General features: G+C 72.0%; 18 protein-coding genes. 9 read left to right on the top strand and 9 right to left on the bottom strand.

The features are described 5' to 3' along the window. The 6 genes from D7W82_RS25625 to D7W82_RS25600 all read left to right on the top strand — a co-directional run. On the top strand, window positions 1-385 hold a 385-nt coding region (locus D7W82_RS25625; protein ID WP_147439528.1), incomplete at its 5' end, for a TonB family protein. Then, the gene (locus D7W82_RS25620) at window positions 382-1671 is read left to right on the top strand and encodes a PD40 domain-containing protein (protein ID WP_120620863.1); all 1290 of its coding nucleotides are present in this window, start codon (window positions 382-384) and stop codon (window positions 1669-1671) included. The genes D7W82_RS25625 and D7W82_RS25620, both read left to right, overlap by 4 nt. 58 nt (window positions 1672-1729) lie before the next feature. Further along, the gene (locus tag D7W82_RS25615) at window positions 1730-2926 is read left to right on the top strand and encodes an aminotransferase class V-fold PLP-dependent enzyme (RefSeq protein ID WP_120620862.1); all 1197 of its coding nucleotides are present in this window, start codon (window positions 1730-1732) and stop codon (window positions 2924-2926) included. 14 nt (window positions 2927-2940) lie between these two features. After that, entirely contained in the window at window positions 2941-3882 is a 942-nt protein-coding gene (locus tag D7W82_RS25610; protein WP_120620861.1) for a Ppx/GppA phosphatase family protein, read from the top strand. Continuing rightward, on the top strand, window positions 3879-5159 hold the full coding sequence (locus D7W82_RS25605) for an MFS transporter (RefSeq protein ID WP_120620860.1): 1281 nt from the start codon (window positions 3879-3881) through the stop codon (window positions 5157-5159). The genes D7W82_RS25610 and D7W82_RS25605 overlap by 4 nt, the downstream gene beginning before the upstream one ends. 100 nt (window positions 5160-5259) lie before the next feature. Further along, the gene (locus D7W82_RS25600) at window positions 5260-6111 is read left to right on the top strand and encodes an AraC family transcriptional regulator (protein ID WP_120620859.1); all 852 of its coding nucleotides are present in this window, start codon (window positions 5260-5262) and stop codon (window positions 6109-6111) included. 6 nt (window positions 6112-6117) lie between these two features. Here D7W82_RS25600 and D7W82_RS25595 read toward each other — a convergent pair whose 3' ends face one another. From D7W82_RS25595 to D7W82_RS25580, 4 genes are all read right to left on the bottom strand, one after another. Next, window positions 6118-7071, bottom strand: a complete 954-nt coding sequence (locus D7W82_RS25595) for an NAD(P)/FAD-dependent oxidoreductase (protein ID WP_120620858.1) — start codon at window positions 7069-7071, stop codon at window positions 6118-6120. Window positions 7072-7180: 109 nt separating this feature from the next. Further along, window positions 7181-8500 (bottom strand): lysophospholipid acyltransferase family protein, encoded by a 1320-nt coding sequence (locus tag D7W82_RS25590; RefSeq protein WP_120620857.1) that lies wholly within the window; start codon window positions 8498-8500, stop codon window positions 7181-7183. A 433-nt stretch (window positions 8501-8933) separates the two neighbouring features. Beyond that, window positions 8934-9707 carry a hypothetical protein gene (locus D7W82_RS25585; RefSeq protein ID WP_120620856.1) on the bottom strand — a complete coding sequence of 258 codons (774 nt, stop codon included), beginning with the start codon at window positions 9705-9707 and terminating at the stop codon, window positions 8934-8936. Then, entirely contained in the window at window positions 9704-10333 is a 630-nt protein-coding gene (locus D7W82_RS25580; RefSeq protein WP_120620855.1) for an RNA polymerase sigma factor, read from the bottom strand. The genes D7W82_RS25585 and D7W82_RS25580 overlap by 4 nt, the downstream gene beginning before the upstream one ends. Before the next feature lie 129 nt (window positions 10334-10462). On the opposite strand from D7W82_RS25580, the gene D7W82_RS25575 reads away from it, so the two are divergent. From D7W82_RS25575 to D7W82_RS25565, 3 genes are all read left to right on the top strand, one after another. Beyond that, window positions 10463-11719, top strand: coding sequence for a hypothetical protein (locus tag D7W82_RS25575; RefSeq protein WP_120620854.1), 1257 nt, complete (start codon window positions 10463-10465; stop codon window positions 11717-11719). Window positions 11720-11726: 7 nt separating this feature from the next. Further along, on the top strand, window positions 11727-12482 hold the full coding sequence (locus D7W82_RS25570) for a hypothetical protein (RefSeq protein WP_120620853.1): 756 nt from the start codon (window positions 11727-11729) through the stop codon (window positions 12480-12482). Between the two features lie 112 nt (window positions 12483-12594). Further along, complete coding sequence (locus tag D7W82_RS25565) at window positions 12595-13713, top strand: Ig domain-containing protein (RefSeq protein ID WP_120620852.1); 1119 nt, start codon at window positions 12595-12597, stop codon at window positions 13711-13713. Window positions 13714-13723: 10 nt separating this feature from the next. Here D7W82_RS25565 and D7W82_RS25560 read toward each other — a convergent pair whose 3' ends face one another. The 5 genes from D7W82_RS25560 to D7W82_RS25540 form a co-directional block, all read right to left on the bottom strand. Further along, window positions 13724-14254, bottom strand: a complete 531-nt coding sequence (locus D7W82_RS25560; protein WP_120620851.1) for a hypothetical protein — start codon at window positions 14252-14254, stop codon at window positions 13724-13726. Window positions 14255-14270: 16 nt separating this feature from the next. Then, a complete protein-coding gene (locus tag D7W82_RS25555; protein ID WP_120620850.1) occupies window positions 14271-17339 on the bottom strand; it encodes an outer membrane protein assembly factor in 3069 nt (1022 codons plus the stop codon). Between the two features lie 14 nt (window positions 17340-17353). After that, on the bottom strand, window positions 17354-21283 hold the full coding sequence (locus D7W82_RS25550) for a translocation/assembly module TamB domain-containing protein (RefSeq protein WP_120620849.1): 3930 nt from the start codon (window positions 21281-21283) through the stop codon (window positions 17354-17356). 4 nt (window positions 21284-21287) lie between these two features. Further along, on the bottom strand, window positions 21288-22229 hold the full coding sequence (locus tag D7W82_RS25545) for an ExeA family protein (protein WP_120620848.1): 942 nt from the start codon (window positions 22227-22229) through the stop codon (window positions 21288-21290). 27 nt (window positions 22230-22256) lie between these two features. Continuing rightward, window positions 22257-24458: hypothetical protein (locus D7W82_RS25540; protein ID WP_120620847.1), on the bottom strand; the 2202-nt coding region annotated here is incomplete at its 5' end.

Here is a 24458-nt window from a genome sequence, read left to right as displayed (position 1 = left end):
GCTCTTCGGCGCGTTCGACAAGTCCGCGAAGCCCACGGAGCCGGAGGAGCTGGAAGGCGCCGAGGACGGCGACCCGGACGGTGACTCCGCGGTGGCGGAGGGCGAGCGGTACTACGGCCTCCTGAAGTCCCAGGTGCGCCGTCACTACAACGTGGCGGACACCATCCCCGACGCGGAGCGCCTGTACCTCAAGGCGCAGGTGGCCATGAAGCTGGGCCGCGCGGGCGAAGTGCTGGACGTGAGCCTGGCCAAGGCCAGCGGCAACGAGCTGTTCGACGCGGCGGTGGTGGCCGCCGTGCGCAAGGCCTCCCCCTTCTCTCCTCCCCCCGATGCGCTTCGCGACGCGCTCCAGAAGAACGGCGTCGTCCTGGTGTTCAGCCCATGAAAGCCCTCCTGCTGTCGCTCCTCCTGGTCCCCGCGCTGGTGCTGGCGCAGGCGCCCGTCATTGAAATCTCCGGCGCGAACTTCCGCCCGCTGCCGCTCGCGGCCCCCGCGCCCGTGGTGCAGGAGGGCGCGGACAAGAAGTCCGCGCAGTCCTTCGACACCGCCTTCACGTACGACCTCACCGCCTCCGGCATCTTCCAGGTGTTGGATCGCGCGGGCTTCACCGCGGACGCCAAGGAAGGCATGACGGCGGGCAGCATCAACTTCAGCCGCTGGGCGGACGTGGGCGCGGAGTCGCTGGTGAAGGTGTCGCTGGCGCAGGACGGCGGCGCGCTGCGCGGCGAGCTGCGCCTGTTCAGCGTGGCCACGGGCAAGGAGGAGATGAAGGTGGCCAGGGACGCGCCGGCTGGTGAGCCCCGGAAGCTGGCGCACGCGCTGGCGGACGCGCTCTACCGGCACTTCACCCGCGAGGCGAGCCCCTTCCTGTCGCGCATCACCTACGTGCGCAAGGCGGGCGCCAACCGCGACGTGTACGTGGCGGACTGGGACGGCATGAACGCGCAGGCGCTCACCAAGGGCGGCACGCACATCCTCCCCACGCTCAGCCCGTCCGGCCAGGTGGCCTACACGTCCTACCGGAAGAACCGGCCGGACATCTACGTGCAGTCCCCCGGCGGCGAGGCGAAGCCGCTGGTGACCGAAGGCCAGATGGCCACGGGCGTCGCGTACTCGCCGGACGGCAAGCGCATCGCCTACGCGCTGGCGGAGGGTGAGAGCGCGCAGATCTACGTCGCCTCGGCGGACGGCTCCGGCGCGAAGGCCATCACGGACACGCCCTACGGCCTCAACACCAGCCCCACCTGGTCGCCGGACGGCAAGCGCATCGCGTTCGTGTCCAACCGGGGCGGCAGCCCGCAGGTGTACGTGATGAACGCGGACGGCTCCGGCGTGAAGCGGCTCACCTTCCAGGGCAACTACAACCAGACGCCGGACTGGTCGCCGCGCGGGGACCTCATCGCCTTCACCGCTCGCGACGAGCGCAACGCCTTCGACCTCTTCACCGTCAACGTGGGCACGGGCAAGGTGACGCGCCTGACGCAGGACCAGGGCAACAACGAGGAGCCCACGTTCTCCCCCAACGGCCGGCTCATCATCTTCAGCACCAACCGCAACGGCGGCGCGCACCTGTGGGTGATGACCTCCGAGGGCAACAACCAGCTGCCGCTGCCCATGGAGAAGGGCCACTGGCTGACCCCGGACTGGGGCACCGCTCCGGCGGCGAAGTAGTCCGTCACGGCGGGCGTCCGTTGACAGGGGGGAGGCGCCGGAGTGCATTGCGCGCTCCATGAGCGCTCCCCTCCCCGCCCACAAGACCCACTGGGGGTTGGACCCCCAGGTCGTCTTCCTCAACCACGGCTCGTTTGGCGCCTGCCCCAAGCCGGTGCTCCAGCACCAGTCGGAGCTGCGGGCCCGGCTGGAGGCGGAGCCCGTGCGCTTCCTCGCCCGCGAGGTGGAGCCGCTGCTGGACGAGGCGCGCGCCGCGCTCGGGGCGTTCGTGGGCGCGGACCCGGACGACCTGGCGTTCGTGCCCAACGCCACCACGGGCGTGAACACCGTGCTGCGCAACCTGCGCTTCCAGCCCGGCGACGAGCTGCTCACCACCGACAACGAATACAACGCGTCCAAGAACGCGCTGGACGTGGCCGCCGCCGAAAAGGGCGTGAAGGTGGTGGTAGCGAAGCTGCCCTGGCCGGTGTCCTCGCCGGAGTCGGTGGTGGACGCGGTGATGGCGCGGGTGACGCCGCGCACGCGGCTCGTCCTCGTGGACCACATCACCAGCCAGACGGCGCTGGTCATGCCGCTGGCGGAGCTGGTGCGCAAGCTGCGGGAGAAGGGCGTGGAGACGCTGGTGGACGGCGCGCACGGGCCGGGCATGGTGCCGCTGGCGATCCAGGAGCTGGGCGCGGCGTACTACACGGGCAACTGCCACAAGTGGCTGTGCGCGCCCAAGGGCGCCGCGTTCCTGCACGTGCGCCGCGACCTGCAGCCGGACTTCAAGCCCATGGTGGTGAGCCACGGGCACAACTCGCCGCGCGCGGACCGCTCGCGCTTCCGGCTGGAGTTCGACTGGGTGGGCACGGTGGACCCCACGCCCTTCCTGTGCATCCCCACCGTCATCCGCTTCATGGCGGGGCTCGTTCCGGGCGGGTGGCCGGAGGTGATGGAGACCAACCGGGCCCTGGCCCTTGCCGCCCGGCGGAGGTTGGACGCGAAGCTGGGCAACGCGACGCCGCTGTGCCCGGAGTCCATGGTGGGCAGCATGGCGTGCGTGGCCCTGCCGGACGGCTTCCCCGAGCGCCCCGAGCCGCCGCTCTACGTGGATCCCCTGCATGTGCGCCTGTTCGAGGAGCACCACATCGAGATCCCCGTCACGGCATGGCCCCGCGCGCCCCGCCGGCACCTGCGGCTGTCCGCGCAGCTCTACAACACCTCAGCGGACTACGAGGCGCTGGTGCGTGCTTTGGAAGCGCTGCTGCGTTGAGTAGTGTTCGCGGCATGCCTCGCTTCGCATCCATCGATATCGGGACCAACTCCGTGCTGCTGCTGGTGGCGGACCGCCAGCCGGACGGCCGCTTCCAGGCCGTGGTGGAGCGCGCCGAAATCACCCGCCTGGGCCGGGGCGTGGACACCCACCGCGTGCTGTCCTCCGAGGGCATGGAGGCCACGCTGTCCGTGCTGGTGGCCTTTGCCAACGAGGCCCGCGAGCTGGGCGCGGAGGCCATCGCCGTGTCCGCCACCAGCGCCGCGCGCGACGCGACGAACGGCGCGGACTTCATCGCCCAGGCCAAGGCCCGCGCGGACGTGACGGTGGAGATCATCCCCGGGGAGATGGAGGCGCAGCTGTCCTTCGCCGCGGTGGCCCAGGACTTCGCGAGCGAGGCCGCGGGGCCGCTGCTGGTGGTGGACATCGGCGGTGGGTCCACGGAGTTCATCTACGGCAGCGACGCGGGCACGGTGGCCTTCCGCCACAGCTTCGACGTGGGCGCGGTGCGGCTCACGGAGCGCTACGTGCGCACCGACCCGCTGTCCGCGGACGAGCGCGCTGGCATCGAGGCGCACCTGCGCGACACCTTCTCCGCCCTGCCCCCGCCGCCCCCCGGCGCGATGCTGGTGGGCGTGGCCGGCACGGTGACGACGCTGTTCGCCGTGCAGCACCAGATGGCGACCTACGACGCGGAAGCGGTCCATGGCGGCACGCTGTCCCGGGGCGAGCTGGACACGCTCACGGACCAGCTGTGCGCCATGCCCCTGGACGCGCGGCGGACGCTGCCCGGCCTCCAGCCCAAGCGCGCGGACGTCATCCCCGCGGGGGCCCTCATCCTGCGTGAAGCGGTGAAGGCGCTGGGCCTGGATGCGTGCCGCGTGAGCGACCGCGGCCTGCGCTGGGGCCTGCTGGCACACCGCTTCGGCTCTGGCTCCGGCTCCTCTCGCTCATGAACGCCTCCTCCCCCGTCGCCCCGTCCAGCTCGCACGCCACGCAGTCCGTGCGCGCGGGCTACGCGCTGTTCATCCTCACGCTGATCAACCTGGTCAACTACCTCGACCGGTACATCATCGCCGTCGCGCTGCCGGAGATTCAGAAGGACTTCGGCATCAACGACGCGCAGTCCGGCCTGCTGGGCACCGTCTTCATCGTCGTGTTCATGCTGGCGTCGCCCCTGGGCGGCTTCCTGGGGGACCGCGTCCCCCGCCGGCTGCTGGTGGCGGGCGGCGTCATCCTGTGGAGCCTGGCCACGGGGGCCAGCGGCCTGGCGTCCAGCTTCACGGCGCTCCTCCTGGCGCGCGCGGTGATTGGCATTGGCGAGGCGGGCTATGGCGCGGTGGCGCCGTCCATCATCTCCGACCTGTATCCGCGCGAGCAGCGCACGCGGATGCTGTCGTACTTCTACATCGCCATCCCGGTGGGCTCCGCCATGGGCTACGGCCTGGGCGGGTGGCTGACGCAGACGTATTCGTGGCACGCGGCGTTCTTCGCGGGCGGCGTGCCGGGGCTCGTGCTGGGCGCCATGGCGTTCTTCATGCCGGAGCCCCAGCGCGGCGCCATGGACGGGCCGGACGCGGCGGTGAAGCTGCCGTTCATGGAGGGCCTCAAGGGGCTGGGCCGCAACATGGCCTTCTGGGCCACGACGGCGGGCTACACGCTGATGACGTTCTCCATTGGCGGACTTGCGTTCTGGATGCCCACGTACCTGGTGCGCGAGCGGCACCTGTGGCTGGAGCACCCGGGCCGCGTGGGCCTGGTGTTCGGCGCCATCACGGCGGTGGCGGGCCTCACGGGCACCGTGGCCGGCGGCTGGCTGGGCGACAAGATGGACCGCAAGCGCGCGGGCGGCGGGCTGTGGCTGTCCGGCATCGGCCTGCTGCTCGCGGCGCCGTGCATGTACCTGGCGGTGAACCTGAAGGACACGACGCTGACGTTCGCGGCCATTGGCGTGGCGCAGTTCCTCATCTTCCTCAACAGCGGCCCCATCAACGCGGCCATCGTCAACTGCGTGCCGCCCGCGTTCCGCGCCTTCGCCATGGGCCTCAACGTGCTCTGCATCCACATGCTGGGCGACGCCATCTCGCCCACGCTCATCGGGCAGATCGCCGACATGGCCAGCCTCCACACCGCCATCGCCATCAACGCGGTGCCGGTGCTGCTGGGCGGCCTGGCGCTCCTGCTGGGCGCGAAGCTGTTCCGGGAGGCCACGCCGCGCGCGCAGCAGGGCTGACGCCGTCGTTCGAAACGCCGGGGCCTGGAATGCATCCAAGGCCCCATTCGGTTCACGCGAGCAGGCTCACTGCTCGCCGGGGAAGGAAGCGGAGGCGTTCGTGACGGTCGCGCATTCACACCCGGTGCACGGCTGGGATACGCCGTCGAGCACCCTGGTCGTCGCCTGCGGGCAGGCCCAGCAGGCGCCCTCCCCGCATGCCGCCTCACATCCGCAGGCCGTGCTCGCGCTCTACACGGGCGGGAAGGCCGTCATCGACCAGCGCACCCGGCTGACGGTGTCCGCGGGCGACGTGATGCTCATCCCCGCGGGTGAGAAGCACCGCACGGTGGCGGCCGAGCGGGCGGAGGTCTGGGGGCTCGGGTTCCATCCGTCCGCCTTCACGCACACGGAGGTGGGGCCGCTGCTGGCCCCCTTCGAGCGCGTGCGCCAGGGCGCCTCCGCCGTCGTGCCGATTCCGTCCGGGCGCCAGGAGCACCTGGTGCGGCTGCTGTCGGAGCTGCACGCGGAGACACGCGCACCGCACCGCGCGCTGGGGGAGCAGGTGACGCGCAGCCTCTTCTCCCTGGTGCTCGCGGAGGTGGCGCGCTCCAGCACGTGGACGCCCGTGGAGTCGCGGGCGTCGCTCGCGGGGGACGCGCTCACGTTCATCGAACGGCACTGCCTGGAGCCCATCTCGCTGCGCGAGGTGGCCGCGGCCTTGGGCCGTTCGCCCGCGCACGTCACCACCGCGGTGAAGCAGGCCACGGGCCGCAGCGTGGTGGAGTGGATCATCTCCGGACGGATGGCGGAGGCGCGGCGGCGGCTGATGTCCACGGACGAGCGCGTGGACATCATCGCGGAGCGCGTGGGCTACGCGGACCCCACGCACTTCATCCGCCTGTTCCGGCGCGCGGAGGGGCTCACGCCCGCCGCCTGGCGCAAGCAGCACCGCGCGCCGTCCGCGCACTGACGGGACTCAGTGCCCCTTCTGCCGTGAGGGGGCGGGCTTCCCCGTCACCTCCGTGTAGCGACGGTCCGCGTCCTCCAGGATGAGGGCGTGGTTCATCATCGCCGCGGCGATGGTGCCCGCGCTGGCCGCCGCGATGGCCGCCTGCATCGGCGTCGTCATGTCCCCCACCGCGACGACGCCGGGCACGGACGTCTCGCCCGTGGGGCCCACCTTCACGTAGCCCAGGTCATCCAGCTCGAGTCCCAGCCGCGTCACCAGCTCGTGCTGCTTCTGCGGCGGCGCGGAGAACATCACGCTCCGGGCGATGCGCGTCCCGTCCTCCAGCTCCACCTCGGACAAGCGCCCGTCCCTCCCATGCAGCGCGCGGATCCTCCGCTCCTCCAGGGGGATGCCCAGGGCCTGGAGTCTTTCACGCTGCTCCGCTGGCACCTCGAAGGCGCCGTGGGTGAAGACGATGAGATCCTTCGACCAGTTCTGGATGATGGGGGCGCCGTCCAGGTACTGCGGGTTCTTCGCCAGCATGGCGAACGGCTGGTCCTGGACCTCCCAGCCGTGGCAGTAGGGACACTGGAAGATGCTGGGCCCCCACAGCTCCTGGTAGCCGGGGATGTCCAGCATGACGTCCACCACGCCCATCGCCAGCAGGAGGCGCCGGGCGTCCACCGACGTGCCGTCGCCCAGCGCCACGCGGAAGCCGCCCTCGTGCTTCTCCACGGAACCCACGCGCGTGTCGCGCACCTCCACGTTGGGATAGGCCTTCAGCTGCTCGCGGCTGATGCGCCGGAACTCCGGCGGCGGGATGCCGTCACGCGAACCGAAGCCGTGCATGTGCTCCGCCGCCGCGTTGCGCGGCGTGCCCGCGTCACAGAGCAGCACCTTCTTGCGCCCACGTCCCAGATACAGCGCGGCGTTGAGCCCACCCGGGCCGCCTCCCACGATGACCACGTCGTATGCCGCCATTGCCCTGCTCCTCGTGTTGATTCCCTTGGAGAGGGAACCTAACGACCGGGCCGGGTCCGGCAGCAGGGCGGAGCTTTCGACAGCATCGGCGGATCTTCCGGTCCGCCTGTTACCTCGCGACGGGCGCGTCGAGCTTCGGCCGGTACTCCTCCGCCAGCCGCTCCACCTCGCCCGCCAGCCGCTCCCCTTCCGCGAGCAGCCGGGCCTTCAGGCGCTTCCGGTTGCCCAGCGTGAAGAACAGCTCCAGGTCATGGCGGATGGCGTCCCAGCGCTCCGCGAACGACAGCGTGAACAGCGCCAGCGGCGGGATGCCCACGAAGGTCCCCAGCCCCCACGCCCATCCGCCCCACACCGCCGCGACCGCCGTCAGGCCCCACCACCACACGACGGACACCACCACCGCGGTGAGGAACTTCACCGTGGCCTGGATGTCCAGCTCCGCCCTGCGCGCCGCCATCCGGGGCAGCGGATAGGGCAGCGCGAACACCGCCAGCCCCAGCGCGAACAGCGGCAGCCCGAACACCAATCGCAGCAGCGTCTTCGCTACGAACGGCACCACGTTGTCCGGGCGGTACTCCACGGACAGCTCCTCCGGCCGCGAGGCCTGCACCAGCGCCATCCGGCTGCCGAACGAGGCCAGGTGCTGATGCAGGCGCGCGTAGCGCTCCGGCTCCTGCGTCCGGAACAGCCGCACGCCGCGCGCCCACAGCCGCAGCCGCTCCGCGTCCAGCGCGCCGCCCTGGCGGAAGGCATAGAGCTGCTCCGCCACCCGCACCACCGGCAGGTCCGCCCACTGCTCCAGGTTCAGCGTCACCGAGCGCAGGCCCTCCGCCACCCGCTCCGTCAGCGCGCGCACCGCGTCCTGCTCCGACGCCGCGTCCTTCGGCAGGAAGGCCGTCACGTCGATGGGCGCTCCCTGGTCGATGAGCACCTCGCTGCGGAAGACGTTCTTCTCCGCGTAGGTGAGGCCCACCGGGACGATGAGCACCGGGGCGCCCTCGCGCGCGGCGTTGAGCGCGATGCGCGCCGCCCCCGTCTTCAGCTCCGCCAGCTCCGGCTCCGAGTGGCTCTTGCCCTCCGGGAAGATGGTGATGGCCCGCCCCTGCACGAGCGCGCCCTTCGCCGCGTCCAGCGTGCCCTCGTTGCGCCCCATCTGCGTCGGGTCGTCCTGCTTGCGATACACCGGCAGCGCGTCCAGCCCCTTCAACAGCCAGCCGATGACGGGCAGCTTGAACAGCGGCGCCTTGGCCATGAACGTCACCTGGCGCCGCGTGAGGATGAACACCAACGCCGGGTCGATGAGCCCGTTCGGATGGTTGCCCACGAAGAGCACCGGCCCGGAGGGCGCTTCACCCGGGGCATTCACCTTCACCCGGTAGAAGAGCCGCAGCGCCAGCGCCACCACCGTCCGCACACACGCGTAGAACACACCGCGACTGTATACCGGCGACCCACCCCGGGCCCGTTCGCGCTCCGGACACTGTCACCGCCAGGGGCCGGAAAGACCCTCTTCCCCGACAGCCCTCCGGATTCAGCCAGTACAGAACAGTCCGGTGCAGCGGCGATCCACGGGACCGCGCCCCCGACACACCCCTTTTGCGCGGGCTTTGAAAAGCCGCGACGCACCTCTTTGTCCCCACCCGGGAGCTCGTCACCCTTTCGAACCCACCCGCCGGCACCTGGCGCGTTCAGCTCAAACGTGGCCACGCAGTCCACCGGCACCGCGGAAGTGGATCGCCGTGTCCAGCGTCCGTAGTCACTCACGGACCCCACAAGGCACGACAGTCCCCGCCCCCCTCCCGTGCTCGCACGGGAGGGGGGTTGTTCGTTCATGGGGTTGGGTGAAGTGAGGCGGAGGCGGCTCAGCGCGGCTGGAGCGTCACCTGCGTGTCCGCGACGGTGCGGCCGTGGGCGTCCGTGAAGCGCGCGCGCACCGGCACCGGGCCCGTCAGCCATCCGCCCTGCACGGGCGTGCTGAAGGGCAGCGTGACGTCCACGCCCGCGGCGACCTCCGGGGCCGGGCCCTCGCTCGGGAAGAAGCGCAGCGGCTCGCCTTCCTTCGGCAGCCCCTCCAGCGACAGGCGCACGCGCTCCGGCGCGGTGTAGCTGAACTGCACCGCGTTGCCCTCCGCGCACGTCAGCGTCCCGCCGGGCCGGGCCTCCGCCAGCACCGTGCCCTCGGGCGAGATGCAGAAGGCGCGCACGCCCCAGGCCCCCGCGCCCGGAGCGGACGAGCGCGCCTGCCACTCCGGCACGCCCTGCTGCTCCTGGCGCTCCATCGACGGCGCCACGACGACCAGCGCCACGGTCGCGGCGGCGGCGCTCAGCGCCAGCGGCATGAAGAGCGGGGACGCGAACCACCTCCGGCGCTCGGGCGCAACCACCGCGCGCTCGGGGGCGGGCTGAAGCCTGGCGAACAGCGCCTGTTCCAGGAGCGCGCTCCGGGCCCGCGGCAGCGCCCGCTGCTCCAGCACCGACTCCACGCGTGACAGCCGCGTGTACGTCTCCTGACAGCCCGGACACGTGGCCAGGTGCGCGCGCAGGCGCTCGAAGCCGTCCGCGCCCAGCCCGTCCCGGCCCTTCTCGAAGAGCGCGGCCATGGCCTGCTTCGCCTGGCGGTCGTCACACCCACTCATCGCGCACCCCGCCGCTTGAAGAAGCTCCAGCCCTGCGTCTCCAGGTCCTCGAGGTACCCCTTCGATTGGAGGAACCCCAGCAACCGGGACTTCAACCCGAACTCGCGCCGCCGCACCTGGATGCGCGTGAGGCCCAGCGCCGTGGCGGCCTCCTCCTGGGGCAGGCCCTCGCCGAAGCGCAGCTCGAACAGCCGATGTTCCTCTCGCGACAGGCCGCCCTTGAACGCCGCGAGCAGCGCCTCCACCTCGCGGTCCTCCAACAGCGCATCCAGCCCGCCCTCCTCGGAGGAGGATTCGGTGAGCCCCTCGAAGGCCTCGTCGCGGCCCACCAACTCGCGCTCGCGCGACTGCTCCAGCAGCACGTTGCGCGCGATGCCCATCAGGAAGTGGGCATAGGGACGCGTGCCGTTGTAGGCGGCGCGCGTGCGTGGCTCGAAGGCGCGGGCGAAGGTCTCCAACAGCGTGTTCTCCAGCTCCATCGCGTTCCTCAGACGGGTGAAGGCTCCCCGCCATGCGGCCGCCTTGAGCAGGCGAGCGAGCGGCTCCGCGTGCGCGCGATACACATCCGCCAGCACCTCCGGGGTGCCTTCGCGAAAACGGCGCAGCGTGTCGTCATCCCACTCCATCCCTCAAGGGCTTACCGCGACCGTCGCGGTCCCGTCATCCGCATGTTGTCGCGAGCGGCCACGGGTGGATTGTCGGTCGCCGCCCATGGCATTCTTTCTCACAGCGCGTCGCGTAAACCCTTGATGCCTATGCCCCCTCACAGGCCGCTGGTCCTGGGTGTCCTCCTCCTCCTGGCCGCAACCGCCGCGGGCGCCGCGCCGGAGCAGGTGCATTACGCCCTCATCGTGGCCAGCAACACGGGCACCCACCCGTCCCAGGCGCCCCTGCGCTACGCGGACGACGACGGCGCGCGGTACTACGAGCTGTTCGCGCCCCGCTCGCGGGAGGTGGTGCTGCTGAGCGTGCTGGACGCGGAGACCCAGGCCCTGCACCCGGGGCTCGCCGCGAAGACGCGCCCGCCCACGCACCCCGCGCTGGGGGCCGCGCTCACCCGCCTGAACGCCCGCATGGCGGAGGACCGGGCGAAGGGCGCGGTGCCGGTGCTGACCTTCGTGTTCGTGGGCCATGGCAAGCGCGGCGCCGCGGGCGAGGGCTCCGTGAGCCTGCTGGACGGGCCGCTGACGCGCACGGAGCTGTACGAGCGCGTGGTGTCGCCGAGCAAGGCGTCCTTCCTCCAGCTCATCGTGGACGCGTGTGATTCGTACTTCTTCGTCCACTCGCGCGGCGCGCTGCCGGTGGGCCCCGCGTACGCGGACGCGGTGAAGGGGCTCTTGGGCAACCGCGAGCTGGAGCGCTTCCCGCAGGTGGGCGTGGTGCTGTCCACGGCCTCGGAGCAGGAGAGCCAGGAGTGGAGCGCCATCCGCTCCGGCGTCTTCAGCCACATGGTGCGCTCGGCGCTGTCGGGCGCGGGGGACGTCAACGGGGACGGCAAGGTGGACTACGCGGAGCTGCGGGCCTTCGTGGCCGCCGCGAGCCAGGGCACGAACGACGTGCGGGGCCAGCCGAACGTGTTCATCCAGCCGCCCGCGCTCAATCGCGCGTTCGCGCTGACGGACCTGGGGGACGCCGCGTCGCTGGGCTACCTGATGGTGCCCACGGGCCTGGCGGGCCGGCTGTGGGTGGAGGACTCGCGCGGCATCCGCGTGGTGGAGCTGCACAAGGAGCGCGAGCGTCCGCTGGTGGTGGCCCTGCCCCTGGGCCGCGGCTACTACCTGCGGGGCAGCGGCCGGGAGGCGCCGTTCGCCATCAGCCGCGCGTCGGAGGTGGTGGACGCGGGCGGCCTGCCCTGGCACGACGCCAGCGTGGCGGCCCGGGGCGCGGTGCAGGACGTGATGCGCGACAAGCTCTTCTCCGTGCCCTTCGGGCCGCGCTTCTACCGGGGCTACATGGCGAGCCTCGGCATCACGCCGTCGCCGGATGAGGCCGACGCCGCGCTGGTGCCCTGAACCTGCCATGAGCCTGCCCGCATCCCTGGTGTTGCTGCTGCTGCGCATGTCCGCGCCCTGCGACGCGAACACGCGCGTGGTGCTCATGCCCTTCGAAAGGCTGGCCCTGCCGTCCACGGACGCGCGCGAGCTGGAGGACGCCACGCGACGCGCGGTGGCCGCGTTGCCGGACGCGTGCCTGGAGTCGCGCGAGGACACGGTGGCGCGGCTGCGCGGCTCGGGCGCGGCGCTGACGGCGTGTGGCGACGCGGAGTGCCGGAGCGCGCAGGCCACGGCGCTGGGCGTGCGCAGGCTGGTGCGGGGCGTGGCGCTGGGCGTGGGAGGAAAGCGCAGCGTGGCGCTCACGCTGACGGACGCGCGAGGCCCGGAGACGCGTGCGCAGTTCGAGGCCCCGGCCACGACGCCGGGCGAGGCGGACGCGCGCGCGAGGCAGGCGCTCCAGCAGGTGTGGTCGCCGCTGGTGACGACGCAGGCGACGCGGGAGCCCCAGGGCTCCTCGCGCGTGCTGCCCAAGGTGTTGTGGGGCGCGGGCGGCGCGGCGCTCATCGCGGGCGTGGGCTTCGGGCTGGCGGCGCGGAGCACGGAGTCGAAGCTGTCGAAGAACGGCGGTGACTGCGCCACGGCCGGCGAGGCGTTCGCGGACTGCATGACGTCGCGGCTCGAAGCGGGCCGCCGCCAGGCGCGGACGTCCAACGTGCTGCTGGGCGTGGGCGCGCTGCTCGGCGTCGGGGGCACGGTGTCCTTCATCTGGGAGCTTCCATGAGCGGACAGATGGCGACACCGGATGGCCCCTCCGGGTCGCGCGTCCACTTGTCGCGGGACCCGCACCCGCGCTACGCCCCGAGAGGTGCGACGCCCGTGACGGAGGCCCTGCCATGAGGAAGCTGCTTGCCGCGTTGATGAGCGCCACCCTCCTCACGGCGGGGGCGTGCACGTTCGCGCCGGACCTGTCGCGCTTCGCCGCATGCGATGGGCCGGGGGGCTGCCCCTCCGGGACGTCATGCCTCCCCTCGGAGAATCGCTGCCTGCCGGCCTGCGGCGAGGGCGGGCGCTGTGACGGGCTCGACGAGGATCCGGATCCGAACGCGGAGACGGACGCAGGCACCGCGGATGGCGGCGAGGGCGTGGATGCGGGCACCGGGCCCGTCGGTGAGCCGGACGCGGGCGAAGCCGATGCGGGCAGCGAAGACGCAGGTCCCGTGGAGCCGCTCGCGCTGGAATCCAGCGCCCTGACGGAGGGCATCGAGTCCGTCGCCTACTCCGCGCAGCTCCAGGCCAACGGCGGGACCCCGCCGTACACGTTCACCGCCACCGCCCAGCTCCCCACGGGCCTCGCGCTCGACACCGCGGGCCGCATCAGCGGGACGCCCACGCGCGCGGGAGAGCTGGTGCTCCCGGTGGAGGTGTCCGACCGGAGCGTCCCGATGAAGCGCGCCAGCGGCAGCCTCATCCTGCGCGTCCGTCCACTGCTGCGGGTCGCGGGCCCGGAGCCGCTCGCGGACGCCATCAACAGTCGCTCCTATACCGAGCGCATCTCCGCGACGGGAGGCAAGGCGCCGTACAGCTTCGCCCTCGCGCCGCAGCAGTCGCTGCCCGCGGGCCTGACGCTCGCGCCCCACGGCGGGCTCACCGGCACCACCACCCAGGCGGGGAGGACGGAGTTCGCGGTGGTCGTGACGGACAGCGACACGCCGCCCCAGTCCAAGACCGGCACGCTCTCCATCACCCTCACGGAGGCCGGGCTGGGCCTCAAGCTGGTGTCTCGCGCGGTGCCTGGCGGCCGGGTGGGCGCTGACTACAGCTACACCGTGCGCGCCAGCGGCACGGGCAACTGGAGCCTGAAGGACGGAGCACTCCCCCCGGGCATCCTCCTGGACACGAGCAGCGGCCTCCTCTCCGGCAAGCCCATGACCCAGGGCGACTTCACCTTCCGGATTGGCGTCGCGGACCTGCTCTTCTCCGACGAGCGCGCCTACACCCTGCACGTCGACTGAGGCGCGGGCCTCACGGGTAGCGGTCCACCACCTGGATGACGCCCGTGTTGTCCTGCACCACGGAGAAGCCCTTCATCGGGCTGGGATACGCGATGAGCCCTTCGCCGTCCCGGTCCCAGCGCGTGTCCAGCAGCACGCCGCAGAAGGGCACGGACGTGGCGCCGCTCTCCGGGGTGAAGATGCGATCGTACCGGCCGAACACGCGGTGCTTCGTCACGTAGAGCCGCCCGCCGATGCGCGCCCCCGGCAGCTTCGCCTCCCCTTCCGCCTGCGGCAGCGCGATGACGAAGCTGTAGTTGTACCGGGCCGGCCCCGGGTGGTCCTGGATGCTGTCCACGATGACGGGGATGCGGTCCCCCACCTTCAGCCCCAGCCGCTCCATCTGGAGCTGCGCGCCGCGAGGACAGGCGCCCTCCGGCGGCATCCACGAAGGGCGCGGCGCCTTCGCGGCCTCATCCGGCCCGTGCTGACACGCGAGCGCGAACACGCCCAGCAGGGCCAGGCCCCAAGCCACTCCACGGCGCGCACGGTGGGTTCGCATGGACGGAGGCCTCCGGTCAGAACGTCCCGATGCTGAAGTGGAACTGCGTGGGAGCCTCGTTGAGCGCTTCGTCGCGGTCCAGGTTGAAGCCCACGTCGAAGGCCAGCGGGCCCACGGGCGTCACGTAGCGCAGGCCCACGCCCGCCGCGTAGCGCAGCACGCCCGGGTCGAACAGCGTGCGGTCCTGCCACAGGTTGCCCGCCTCGAAGAAGAGCCCCAGGTCCACCGAGGCGATGGCCGGCACGCGCAGCTCCGCCTTGGCCAGCGTGAAGAGCTCGCCGCCCTGGCTCGCGGGCACCTGTCCGGCGAGCACCGCCTTCAGGTCATCCGGGCAGCCCGCGGGGGAGATGACGGCGCGGCACGCGGCCAGCCGCTGGTGCAGCACCTCGCGCACGTCCTGCGGCAGCACGCCGTCTTCACGGAAGCCCCGGAGGCTGGACGAGCCGCCCAGGTAGAACAGCTTGGACCCGATGTTCTGCGCCCCCTGCGTCAGCGGCACGATGGTGCCCGCGCGCGCGCTCACCGCCACGCTCGCGCGGCGGCCCAGCGGCGCGTACGCGCTCACGCTCCCGGACAGCTTCACGCCGTCGATGGGGAACTCCGGCACGCGGTTGCCCGCGACGTCCGTGGGGTGGACGCTGATGCCGCGCATGAACTCCACGCTGCTGCTGAGCACCATGCCGCGCCGGGGGTTCGCCGGGTCGTCGCGGAAGTCCAACGTCATGGACGGGCGCAGCGAGTGCAACGCGAAGTCACCGTACGGGTAGCGCAGGCGCTCCTGGTCCGCGCGGTTGATGAGCTCCAGCACGCCTCCGCGCGAGCGCAGCCGGTTGTTCTCCAGCTCGTACTGGAGCGACACGTTCACCCACGACGCCAGCGCCCAGTCCACGCCCATCACCGCCGCGAACCGCGTGGACAGGTACGACGGCCGGTGCACGCGCTCGCCAATCAGGTCCAGCCGCGCGCCAATCTCCTGCGGCGCCAGGAAGGACAGCCGGGGCTGGGACAGCGCCAGGTTGCCGCGCCCGCCCAGGCCGCTGAAGCCATCCAGGTCGGAGTCACACGCCTCGCCGGACAGCTCCCCGGTGGAGCACCCGGCAGGAAGCCGCGAGGACGACAGCGCCTCCGCGCTCGCGCCCGCGTAGTTCACCTTGCCGCGCGCCAGGAGGTTCAGCCCCCGGCCATCCAGGTTGCGCCACGCCGTGTCCAGCGTGATGCGGGGGCCGTCCACCAGGAAGTAGCCGCCGGACACCTCGCCGTCGATGCGCGGGCGCTCCTGCACCGTCACCAGCACGTCCTTGGAGGCCTCGCGACGGTTGGGGTCCGCCAGCGACACCTCCGCCTGACGGAACAGCCCCAGCCGCGACAGCCGGCGCTGCGCCTCCGCCAATGCCTCGACCGACAGCGGAGCACCGGGCTGCAGGTCCAGCTGCGCCAGCACCACGTCCGGATCCGAGCGCGTCAGCCCCTGGAGCAGCACCTGCCCCACGCGCACGCGAGGCCCCGCATCCGTGCGGTAGGTCACCTGCGCGGAGGTGCCGTTCTCCTCCACCGACACGGAGTTGCTCACGTGCGCGAAGAGGTAGCCCTCGCGGCCCAGTCCCCGCTCCAGCGCGGCCTGCGCCTGCTCCACCTTCTCGAAGCTCAGCGGCGTCCCCACGGGCAGCAGCAGGTTCACCCAGACGGGGTCCACCTCCAGCGGGATGCCCAGGAAGATGGGCGCGCGGATCAACGCCTGGGGCCCCTCCTCCACGTCGAAGTCCGCCTCCGCCTTGTGATGGGCCACGTCCACCGTGAGCCCCCGGAAGGTCACCTGCGCGGACGCGAAGCCCTGCTCGCGGTAGGCCGTCGTCATCACGTCGGCGGCCTCCAGCCACGCGTCCTCCACGTAGACCGTGGACGGGTCGGGCGGGGACACCACGCTCGTGTCGTAGCGCCGCTCGCGCCCCTCCGTCTCCAGGGGGTCCTCGCGCATGGGCAGGTCCAGCTCCGGCCATGTCTCCAGCGCCGCCACCTGGTTGGTGAGCATGGAGCGCAGCAACTCGGAGGACAGCGCCGCGTTGCCGTGGAAGCGCACGTCCGTCACGCGCAGCGGGGCGCCCTCCTCCACCTGGAAGCCCAGCACCGCCGCCTCGCCGTCCGGCCGGAGGACCTCCAGCGACCGCACGCGCGCGTCGTGGAAGCCGCGCCGCCGGTAGAACGCCTCCAGCCGCCGCGCGAGCCGCGCCGCCACGGTCTCGTCCATCGCCTCCTCGCCGTCGTAGGCCACCACGCGCGCCAGCAGCGAGTCCGGGAAGCGGCGGTTGCCCGCGAAGCGCAGGTGGAACGCAGGGCCCGCGGACACCGGCACCGCCACGGACGCCTCGCTGTCCTCCACGACGACGTTGGGCGTGCCCACCCAGGCCCGCCAGTGCTGGCCCTCACGCAAGAGCACGCGCAGCCGCTCCAGGCCGCCGTCCAGCTTCGCCCGGTCGAAGACCTCTCCGGGCCTCATCCCCAGCGCCTCCACCAGGCGCGGCAGCGGCAGCGCGGGGCTGCCGGAGAAGGTCACCTGCCGCACGCGGGTGGGCTTGCCCTCCACCACCACCAGCGTCACCGCCACGCCGCCCGCGGGCACCGGCCGCTCCTCGACCTGGATGTCGACGGCGTCGTAGCCCTTGCGCTGGTAGGCTTCCCGCACGGCGTCCGCCGCGGTGTCCAGCTCCTCTGGGTCCAACGGCCCGCCCTGGAGCAGCCCGCTCGCCTCCAGCAGCTCCCCGGACGTGAGGACCTGGTTGCCGCGCACCGCCACGTGCGACAGCAGCGGCAGCGGCAGGAGCTGGAACACCAGCCGCACGCCCCCCGGCACGTCCTGCGTGAGCGCCACCACGTCCGCGAATCTCCCCGTGGCGAACAGCTGCTCCACCGACTTGCGCACCGCGCCCGGCGTCAGCGCCTGGCCCTTGCGCAGGGTGACCAGGCCCGAAAGCCCGTCCGGGGCCATGCCCTCCGGCAGGTGCAGCTCCACGGCCACCACCGCGGGCGCGTCATCGTCGTGGCCAACGGGCGCCGCGAAGGCGGGCAGCGCGCACACGAGGAGCAGCACCGCGGCCAGCGCGGCTACTCGACCTCCCAGCCCAGCTTCAGCTCGAGCCCGAGGTTTCCGAACGACGCCTGGCTGTTCTCGTTGTCCCACTGGGCCTGTGCGGAAAGACGGTCGTCGAAGCGGTACTCAGCGCGTGCCCGGGTGCCTCGCCCACTCACGGGCTGGGTCATCCCGATTTTAAGCTGCTCGGACAGGAACTTCGACTCCAGTTGTGCGGTGGGCTCCGCCTGCCGGGTGGCGTCGTTGTAGGTGGTGGAGATCTGCAGGGACAAATCCCTGAGAACAGGGTTGCTGGGCAGGAACCGGCGCACCTGCCGGTCCAGTCCCGACACGTTGAAGAGGGCCTCCGCCGCCAGACCGTAGCTCGCCGACGCGGCCGTGTCCTTGTCCGCGCTCGTCACCCCCAGTGTCAGCAGCGACAGGATGTCACCCTCCGTGAGCACCGGCTCCGAGGACAGCACCACCAGCGGGTTGGCCGGCCGGCCGAACGCGTGCAGCTTCACCACGAACTCGCGCACGGACGTCTGCGCCTGCACCTCGAACACCGGGTCGATGCCGGACGCGTCGCGGAACTCCAGCTGCCCCTGGTCGATGGTGAAGAGGTTGTTGCGGAAGAACGCCTGGCTGCCCTCGGCCGCCTCCACGCGGCCCAGAAGCCCCGGCCTCACGTCCGTGCCGGTCAGCCGCACGTCGCCCAGGAGCCGCGCCTTCGCCAGGTTGTTGTCCACGCGCACGTCGCCGAAGTGCACGTTGACGTCCCAGGTGAAGAAGGGGTCCCTCGCGCGCTCGCCCCCGCCGCCCACGGCGAGGTTCGGCTTCTTCTGCATCGTCTTGAGCAGCGCTTCGATGTCGAGCGGCTTCTGGTAGCGCAGCTTGATGATGTCCAGGCCACCCGTGACGGTGGGCCCCGTGGGCGGCCCCACCACCTGCAGCAGGCCGGACACGGTGAGCGGCAGGTCCTCCGTCATCCGGTACGGCACGGCATCCAGTTGCAGCGTCAGCGCCAGCCGCTTGGGCACGAAGCGCTCCAGCCGGATGTCGCCGCGCGCGGACACCTGGCCTTCGTTGACCTGGGCCTGCAGGTGCTCCAGCAGCACGCGCTGGCCCGTCATCTCCAGGCGCCCGGACATGCCGCGCACGGTGAGCGGCAGGTCGCGCATGACCAGCCGCACGTCGGACAGCTCCGCGGTGCCCACCACCGACGGCGCGTCCAGCGAACCCGTCGCCTCCGCGTCCACGCGCAGCTGGCCGCCCACGCGCTCCATGCCGGGCAACAGCGGCTCCAGGAGCCGCACGTCCATGCGCCCCTCGCGCAGGCTCATGTTCACGGCGCGCTGGCTCATCCAGCCGCCCAGCGTGAAGTCCACCGACGCGCCGCTGAAGCGGAAGGGCTGCACGTCCAGCCGGCTGTTGGCGTACGTCAGCACGATGGGCCCCTGGTTGCGGCCGCGCAGGTCGCCCCGCGCGAGCGACAGCTCCCGCACCGTGGCCCCCACCGTGTAGGCCTCCGGTTGCAACAGCGGGCCCTGCAGCGTCACGCGCCCCGCGAGCATGCCGGTGACGCCCGCCAGCGCCGGCGTCCGCGGCAGCAGCGGCTTGATTTCGGGCAGCAGCAGGTCGACGGTGGAGTCGAAGAGGTAGGGCTCCTTCACCGTCATGTTCAGGTAGCCCTGCGCGTCGCGGAAGGGGCGCCCGGTGATGCGCAGCTGCTTGCCCTCCTGGCGCAGCGCGAGGTCCATGGCGCCCAGGTCGCGCGACGCGAAGGTGACGCGCGGGCCCTTCAGCGTGGCCTGGATGTCGGGCTTGTCCGCCGAGCCCGCCACGGTGCCCGCGAGCGCGAGCGTGCCCTGGATGCCCATCGCCTCCGCGGTCTGCTGCCCCACGGCCTCCGCGAGCGACAGGTTCTCTCCGCCGAAGCGGTAGTCCAGCGCGCCCGCGGCGAAGCCGAAGGAGCCCTCCACCCAGGTGCGCCCCAGCCGGCCGTCCAGCACGGTGCGCTCCAGCACCATCTGCTTGCCGTCCACGAAGCGCAGCCGCGCGGAGCCCGCGCCCAGCCGGCGGCCCAGGTACGTGGTGTCGCGCAGGTCGAAGGCCACCAGCCCCTCCAGCTTCTCCAGGGGGCTGTCGATTTCGACGCGGCCCGAAGCCGCGCCCGCGAACTGGCCCTGCACCACGGCGATGGACGGGCTCAGGCCCGCCACCAGGTCCACCAGGTCCTCGGTGCGCCCCTGCGGCACCGTCACATCCAGGCGCAGGTGCAGGAGGCGCGCGAAGGCGAGCTTCGCGTTGCCGAAGTACTGCGTGCGCCCCTTCTGGCCGGTGAGCGACGGGAAGGACAGCACGCCATTCGAGTACGACAGCTTCGCCTGCGTCACGCCCAGGCCGAAGCCCCAGAAGGTGAAGTCGCGCAGGGACAGGCTCGCGTCCACCTTCACGTCCGAGTACGGCCCCACGATGGAGTAGTTCGCGGAGCCCCTCCCGGACCACGGCAGCTCCGCGATGTGGCCGAAGTCCGACAGCTCCAGCTCGCCGTTGCCCTGGATGTCCAGGCCGCGCGCGGAGTCGAAGTAGAGCGTCACGTCGCCGTGCACGCGCGAGCGGCCGGACTCCACCGTGAGGCGGCTGAAGGACACGCGGTCGCCGGAGAGCTTCACGGCCGTCTGCGCGCGGCCCCGCTCGAAGGTGAGCAGCGTCTTGCCCGCGCTGACCGGCGCGTCGAACGCGCGCGTGGCCAGCACGAAGCGGCCGCTGCGCAAATCCAGCGGCCCGGACAGCGAGGGCCGGGGCAGCAGCGTCCCGGTGAGGTGCGCGTTCGCCGTCGCGGGGAAGTCCACCCACGAGCCCGCCACGCCCGCGCGCTCCAGGATGCGCCCGAAGGACGCGTCCTCCGTCTGGAGCGTCACGTCCACGGGCAGCTCCGGCGTGAGCTTCAACGCGCCCGACAGCTTCACCTTGCCGCTTCCCAGCGGGGCCTCCAGCGACTCCACGCGCACGCGGTCCCCCGCGTACGACAGGCGCGCGTTGAGGCTCACCGGGCCGTACTGCTCATAGGCCAGGTTGCTCGCGGACAGGTCCGCGCCCACCGCGAGCGCGGACGGCCTCCCGGTGACGGACAGGCGCGTCCACAGGTGCCCCGTGGCCGGACGCGGCAGGAGCTTCGCCTGCGACAGCGTGCGCAGCGGCAGGAACACCTGCGCGTCCAGCGCGAGCACCGGATGGCACAGCGTCTCCACCCGGCCGGACACCGTGGCGGTGATGTCGTCGAGCGTCACCTCCGCGCGCTCCACGTCCAGCAGCCCTTCGTCAGGGTCCAGCGAGCCGGTGAAGCCCAGCTGCCCCAGCGTCAGCTCGCCGCCGCCCGCGCCCAGGCGCACCAGGCCCCGCCGCGCGCCCACCTCCAGCTCCATCACGCCCCAGTGCTCCACCCACCCCACGTCCAGGTTCTCCACCTCCACGCCCCGCCCGTCCGGCAGCGCGAGGCGCACCTCCGCGCCGGTGATGTCCACGCGCCCCGCGCCCACGCGGGTCAGCGGCGTGAGCGGGCACGCGCCGTCGGAGGAAGGCGGCGGTGTCGAGGAGGGCCGGGACAGGTCCAACGCCACGCGCGGATGGCGCACGCGCACGTGGCCCAGCATGAGGCGGCGGGACAGGGGCGACAGGAAGCCCAGCCCCACCTCCGCCTCGTCCGCGGTGAACAGCGGCGTGTCCGTGCCCGGCGCGAACACCGACACGCCGTGCAGGACCACGCGCGAGCCCAGCGGATCCAGCTCGCACCGGCCGATGCCCACGTCCACGCCCAGCAGGTCCGGCAGGTTCCGGCGCGCCAGGGTGCAGGCGGCGTCCCAGGTGAACGGCTGACGCAACAGCAGGATGCTCCCCGACACCACGAGGAGCACCAACAAGAGCGCCTTGCGCGCTGCACTGTTGCGGCTGGGGAGGGACAAGCCGCTAGAGCTTACCGAGTCCCTCGAGGTAGCGGTCGATCTCCGCCAGGTCGATTTTGGTGTTCGCCGTCCGGGGCAGCGAGGTGGCGGGCGCGCTCGCCCGCTCGCTTGTCTGGGAAGCAGCCGAGCCACCCTGGAGCCCCAGGTTGTCGCCGATGCGGTGCACCAGCTCCGCGCCGATGGTCTCCGAGCGCACGAGGAACGCCTCGAAGAGGGCGTTGTCGCACAGGGTGTTGATGACGCGCGGCGTGCCGCCGGAGTGCTCGTGCACGGCGAGCAGCGCCTCCGGCGTGAAGGGCATGCGCGGGCAGCCGGCGAGCCGCAGCCGGTGCTTCACGTACGCCTCGGTGGACTCGGCCGTGAAGGGCTCCAGCTTGTAGCGGAGCGCCACGCGCTGGGCGAGCGGCGGGTCCAGCTTCAGGTTCTTCTCGATCTCCGGCAGGCCGAAGAAGACGAAGGAGATGAGCTTGCGCTCCGGCACTTCCAGGTTCAGCAGCCCCCGGAACTCCTCCATGAGCTCGCGCGTCTCCAGCATCTGCGCCTCGTCGATGAGGACGACGGCCTTCTTGCCGGACTCATAGATTTGCAGCAGGCGCTGGTAGAGCTGCGACAGGAGCGCCAGCTTCTCCTGCGCGGGGTTCTCCACGCCCAGCTGGAGCGCGATGCGGCGCAGCAGCCACTGGGCGGTGATGCCCGAGTGGATGATGACCAGCAGCGCGGCCTCGTACTCGGACTCCGGAAGCGAGTCGAGCATGCGCCGGGCGAGCGTCGTCTTGCCCGCGCCGATGTCGCCAATGAGGATGGACAGGCCCTTCATGTAGCCCACGGCGTGCATCAGCCGCGTGAGGGCCTGCGAGTGCTGCGCGGAGTTGTAATAGAAGCGGCTCACCGGAGCGTTGGAGAACGGCTCCTGGGTGAGTTCGAAGAAATCGAGGTAGGTCGTCATCGCTCGCCGGGCCTCGTGGGGGACGCGCTACACGTACCCTACTTTACGGGCCTTCGGCACGCCCGCTGCGGGAACCGGCGTCGCGGGGCCCTTTCCGGCGCGCGGAAGCGGGTCCTCTTCCGGTGCGGTCACGGCCGACAGCCGCGTCACCTGGGACCCCACGTCGCGGTACTTCGCGTCCATGGCGGCCACCCGCTGGAAGTGGAAGAGCGCCTTGCCCTGCTCGTTGAGCGCGTCGTAGGCGCTCGCCAGCTCGAAGCCCAGCGCCTTGGCCACCTCGCCCGTCGCGAGCACGTTGGAAAGGCCTTCCTTGAACACCGCCACGGACTCTTCCGGCTTGCCACGCAGCGTGTGCAGCATGCCAATCATCGTCAGGCAGTCCAGCTCGCGCGGGGTGCCCACGCAGCCCTGGCGGGCCACGTCGAACTCGTGGACGGCGTCGTCCAGCAGGCCCATTTCCTTGTAGGCGATGCCCAGGTCGTAGTGCGTGTCCACGTCCTCGGGCTTCACCACCTTGGCCAGGCCCTTCTTGAACTCGGCGAAGACCTCGTCCACCGAGTACTGGAAGTCCTCCTCCGCCGGGGGCACCGCCGCCAGCGACTCGCCGCCCAGGTCGTCCAGCTCACCCGCCAGCTGCGCCGCCAGGTCGAACGCGTCGCCGCCACCGGCGCCGTCGTCGAGCGACGCCTCCGTCACCGGCTGCACGGAGGGCACGTGCACGGGCTCCGCGGGAGCGTCGTCCTCGGGGGCCGCGCCACCGCCGGCCTCCAGCTCCTCCAGCCGCGCCATCAGCTCGCCGGCGCGCACGTGGCCGGGGAACGCGATGGCCACCGTCTCCAGGATTTCGCGCGCCTCTTCCAGCAGGCCCTGGTCGAGGAAGAACGACGCCTCGTCGCACTCCTCGGAGGCAGGCTCCTCCTCGGGCTCCGCTTCCGGCTCCGGCTCGGGCGCCGGCTCGTCCGCCAGGGCCTCCTCGGGCTCCGGCTGGGGCTCGTCCGCGAACGCCTCGGCCTGGGGCTCGTCGTAGGACAGCGCCTCCATGGACGGGAGCACCATGTGCGCGGCCGTGGGCTCGTCCTGCTCCTCGTCGCCCAGCGACATGCCCTCCGCGTACGCGGGCTCTTCCGCTGGCTCGGCGAAGCTTTCGTCCAGGCCCGCGTCGTCCAGCACGGACGCATCCAGGGGCGCGAGCCCCACGCGCGTGGGCGCGTCGTCGTCCTCGCCCAGCGACATGCCGGGCTCGAGCAGGGCCTCGTCGTCTTCGCTGTCGCCCAGCGTGGGCAGCTGGAGCGTGTCCGGAGCGGCCTCGTCCAGCAGCGCGCGCGACGGGGACAGGATGCGCGTGGGAGGCGCCTCCTCCTCGTCACCCAGCGACATGCCACCGGGCTCGTCCGCGAGCACCATGGGCTCGTCGCCACCCGCGTCCGCCGCGTACGCCAGCGCGTCGTCCTCGGCGACCAGGGGCTCGTCGTCCAGGCCTCCAGAGACATCCGAGCCGCCCAGGCCCGGCTCGTCCGCGAGCACCAGCGAGTCCTCGTCGGACCCCATCACCAGGTCGTCCTGCGGCGGCAGGTCGTAGACGGTGTTCTCGGCGGAGCTGATGGGCTCGCCCATCACCGCTTCCTCGCCGCTCAACGTGGTCTCCGCGACCTCGTCGTCGACGATTTCGTCCGAGTCCGACCCGTGGCTCAGCGCCGCGAGCGCCAGCTCGTCACCCCCGGGCTGCGCGAGCGCGTCCTCCGGCGGATCCGCGACGAGGATCTCGTCCTCGTTGGAGTCCACCAGGATGGCGTCCTCCTCCAGCGACTCCACGCCCGGCGTCGCCGCCGGCGCCACGAAGCCCCCTTCCGAGCGGAGCACGGACAGGAAGGCGGGCACCTCGGGATGCGCCGGATTCTCCTGGAGGATGGTCGCCAGGTACGGCTGCGCGCGCTGCACGTCCGCGCGGCGCGTGCACAGGCGCAGCACGTTGAGCAGCTGCTCGGACGCCTGCGCGCCGTTATTGGCCGCCACGTAGATGTGGTACGCCTTTTCGTGCGCGTCCAGGTTCTCCGGATCCACGGAGAAGACCTTGCGCAGGTGCTCCAGCGCTTTGTCGTGGAGCCCGTACTTCACGTAGACGTCCGTCTCCGTCAGCAGCTTGGCCAGCTGCTCGCGGCTCATCCCCGCGGGAGCAGGCGGCGCCACGGCCGCGGGCGGCGGCGCGGCGGGAGCGGGACGGGACGGGGG

This window comes from Corallococcus sp. CA049B (assembly GCF_003611685.1).
GTDB classification, from domain to species: domain Bacteria; phylum Myxococcota; class Myxococcia; order Myxococcales; family Myxococcaceae; genus Corallococcus; species Corallococcus coralloides.
The sequence above is the reverse complement of the archived record's forward strand: the minus strand, read 5'-3'. Positions and strand labels throughout refer to the sequence as shown.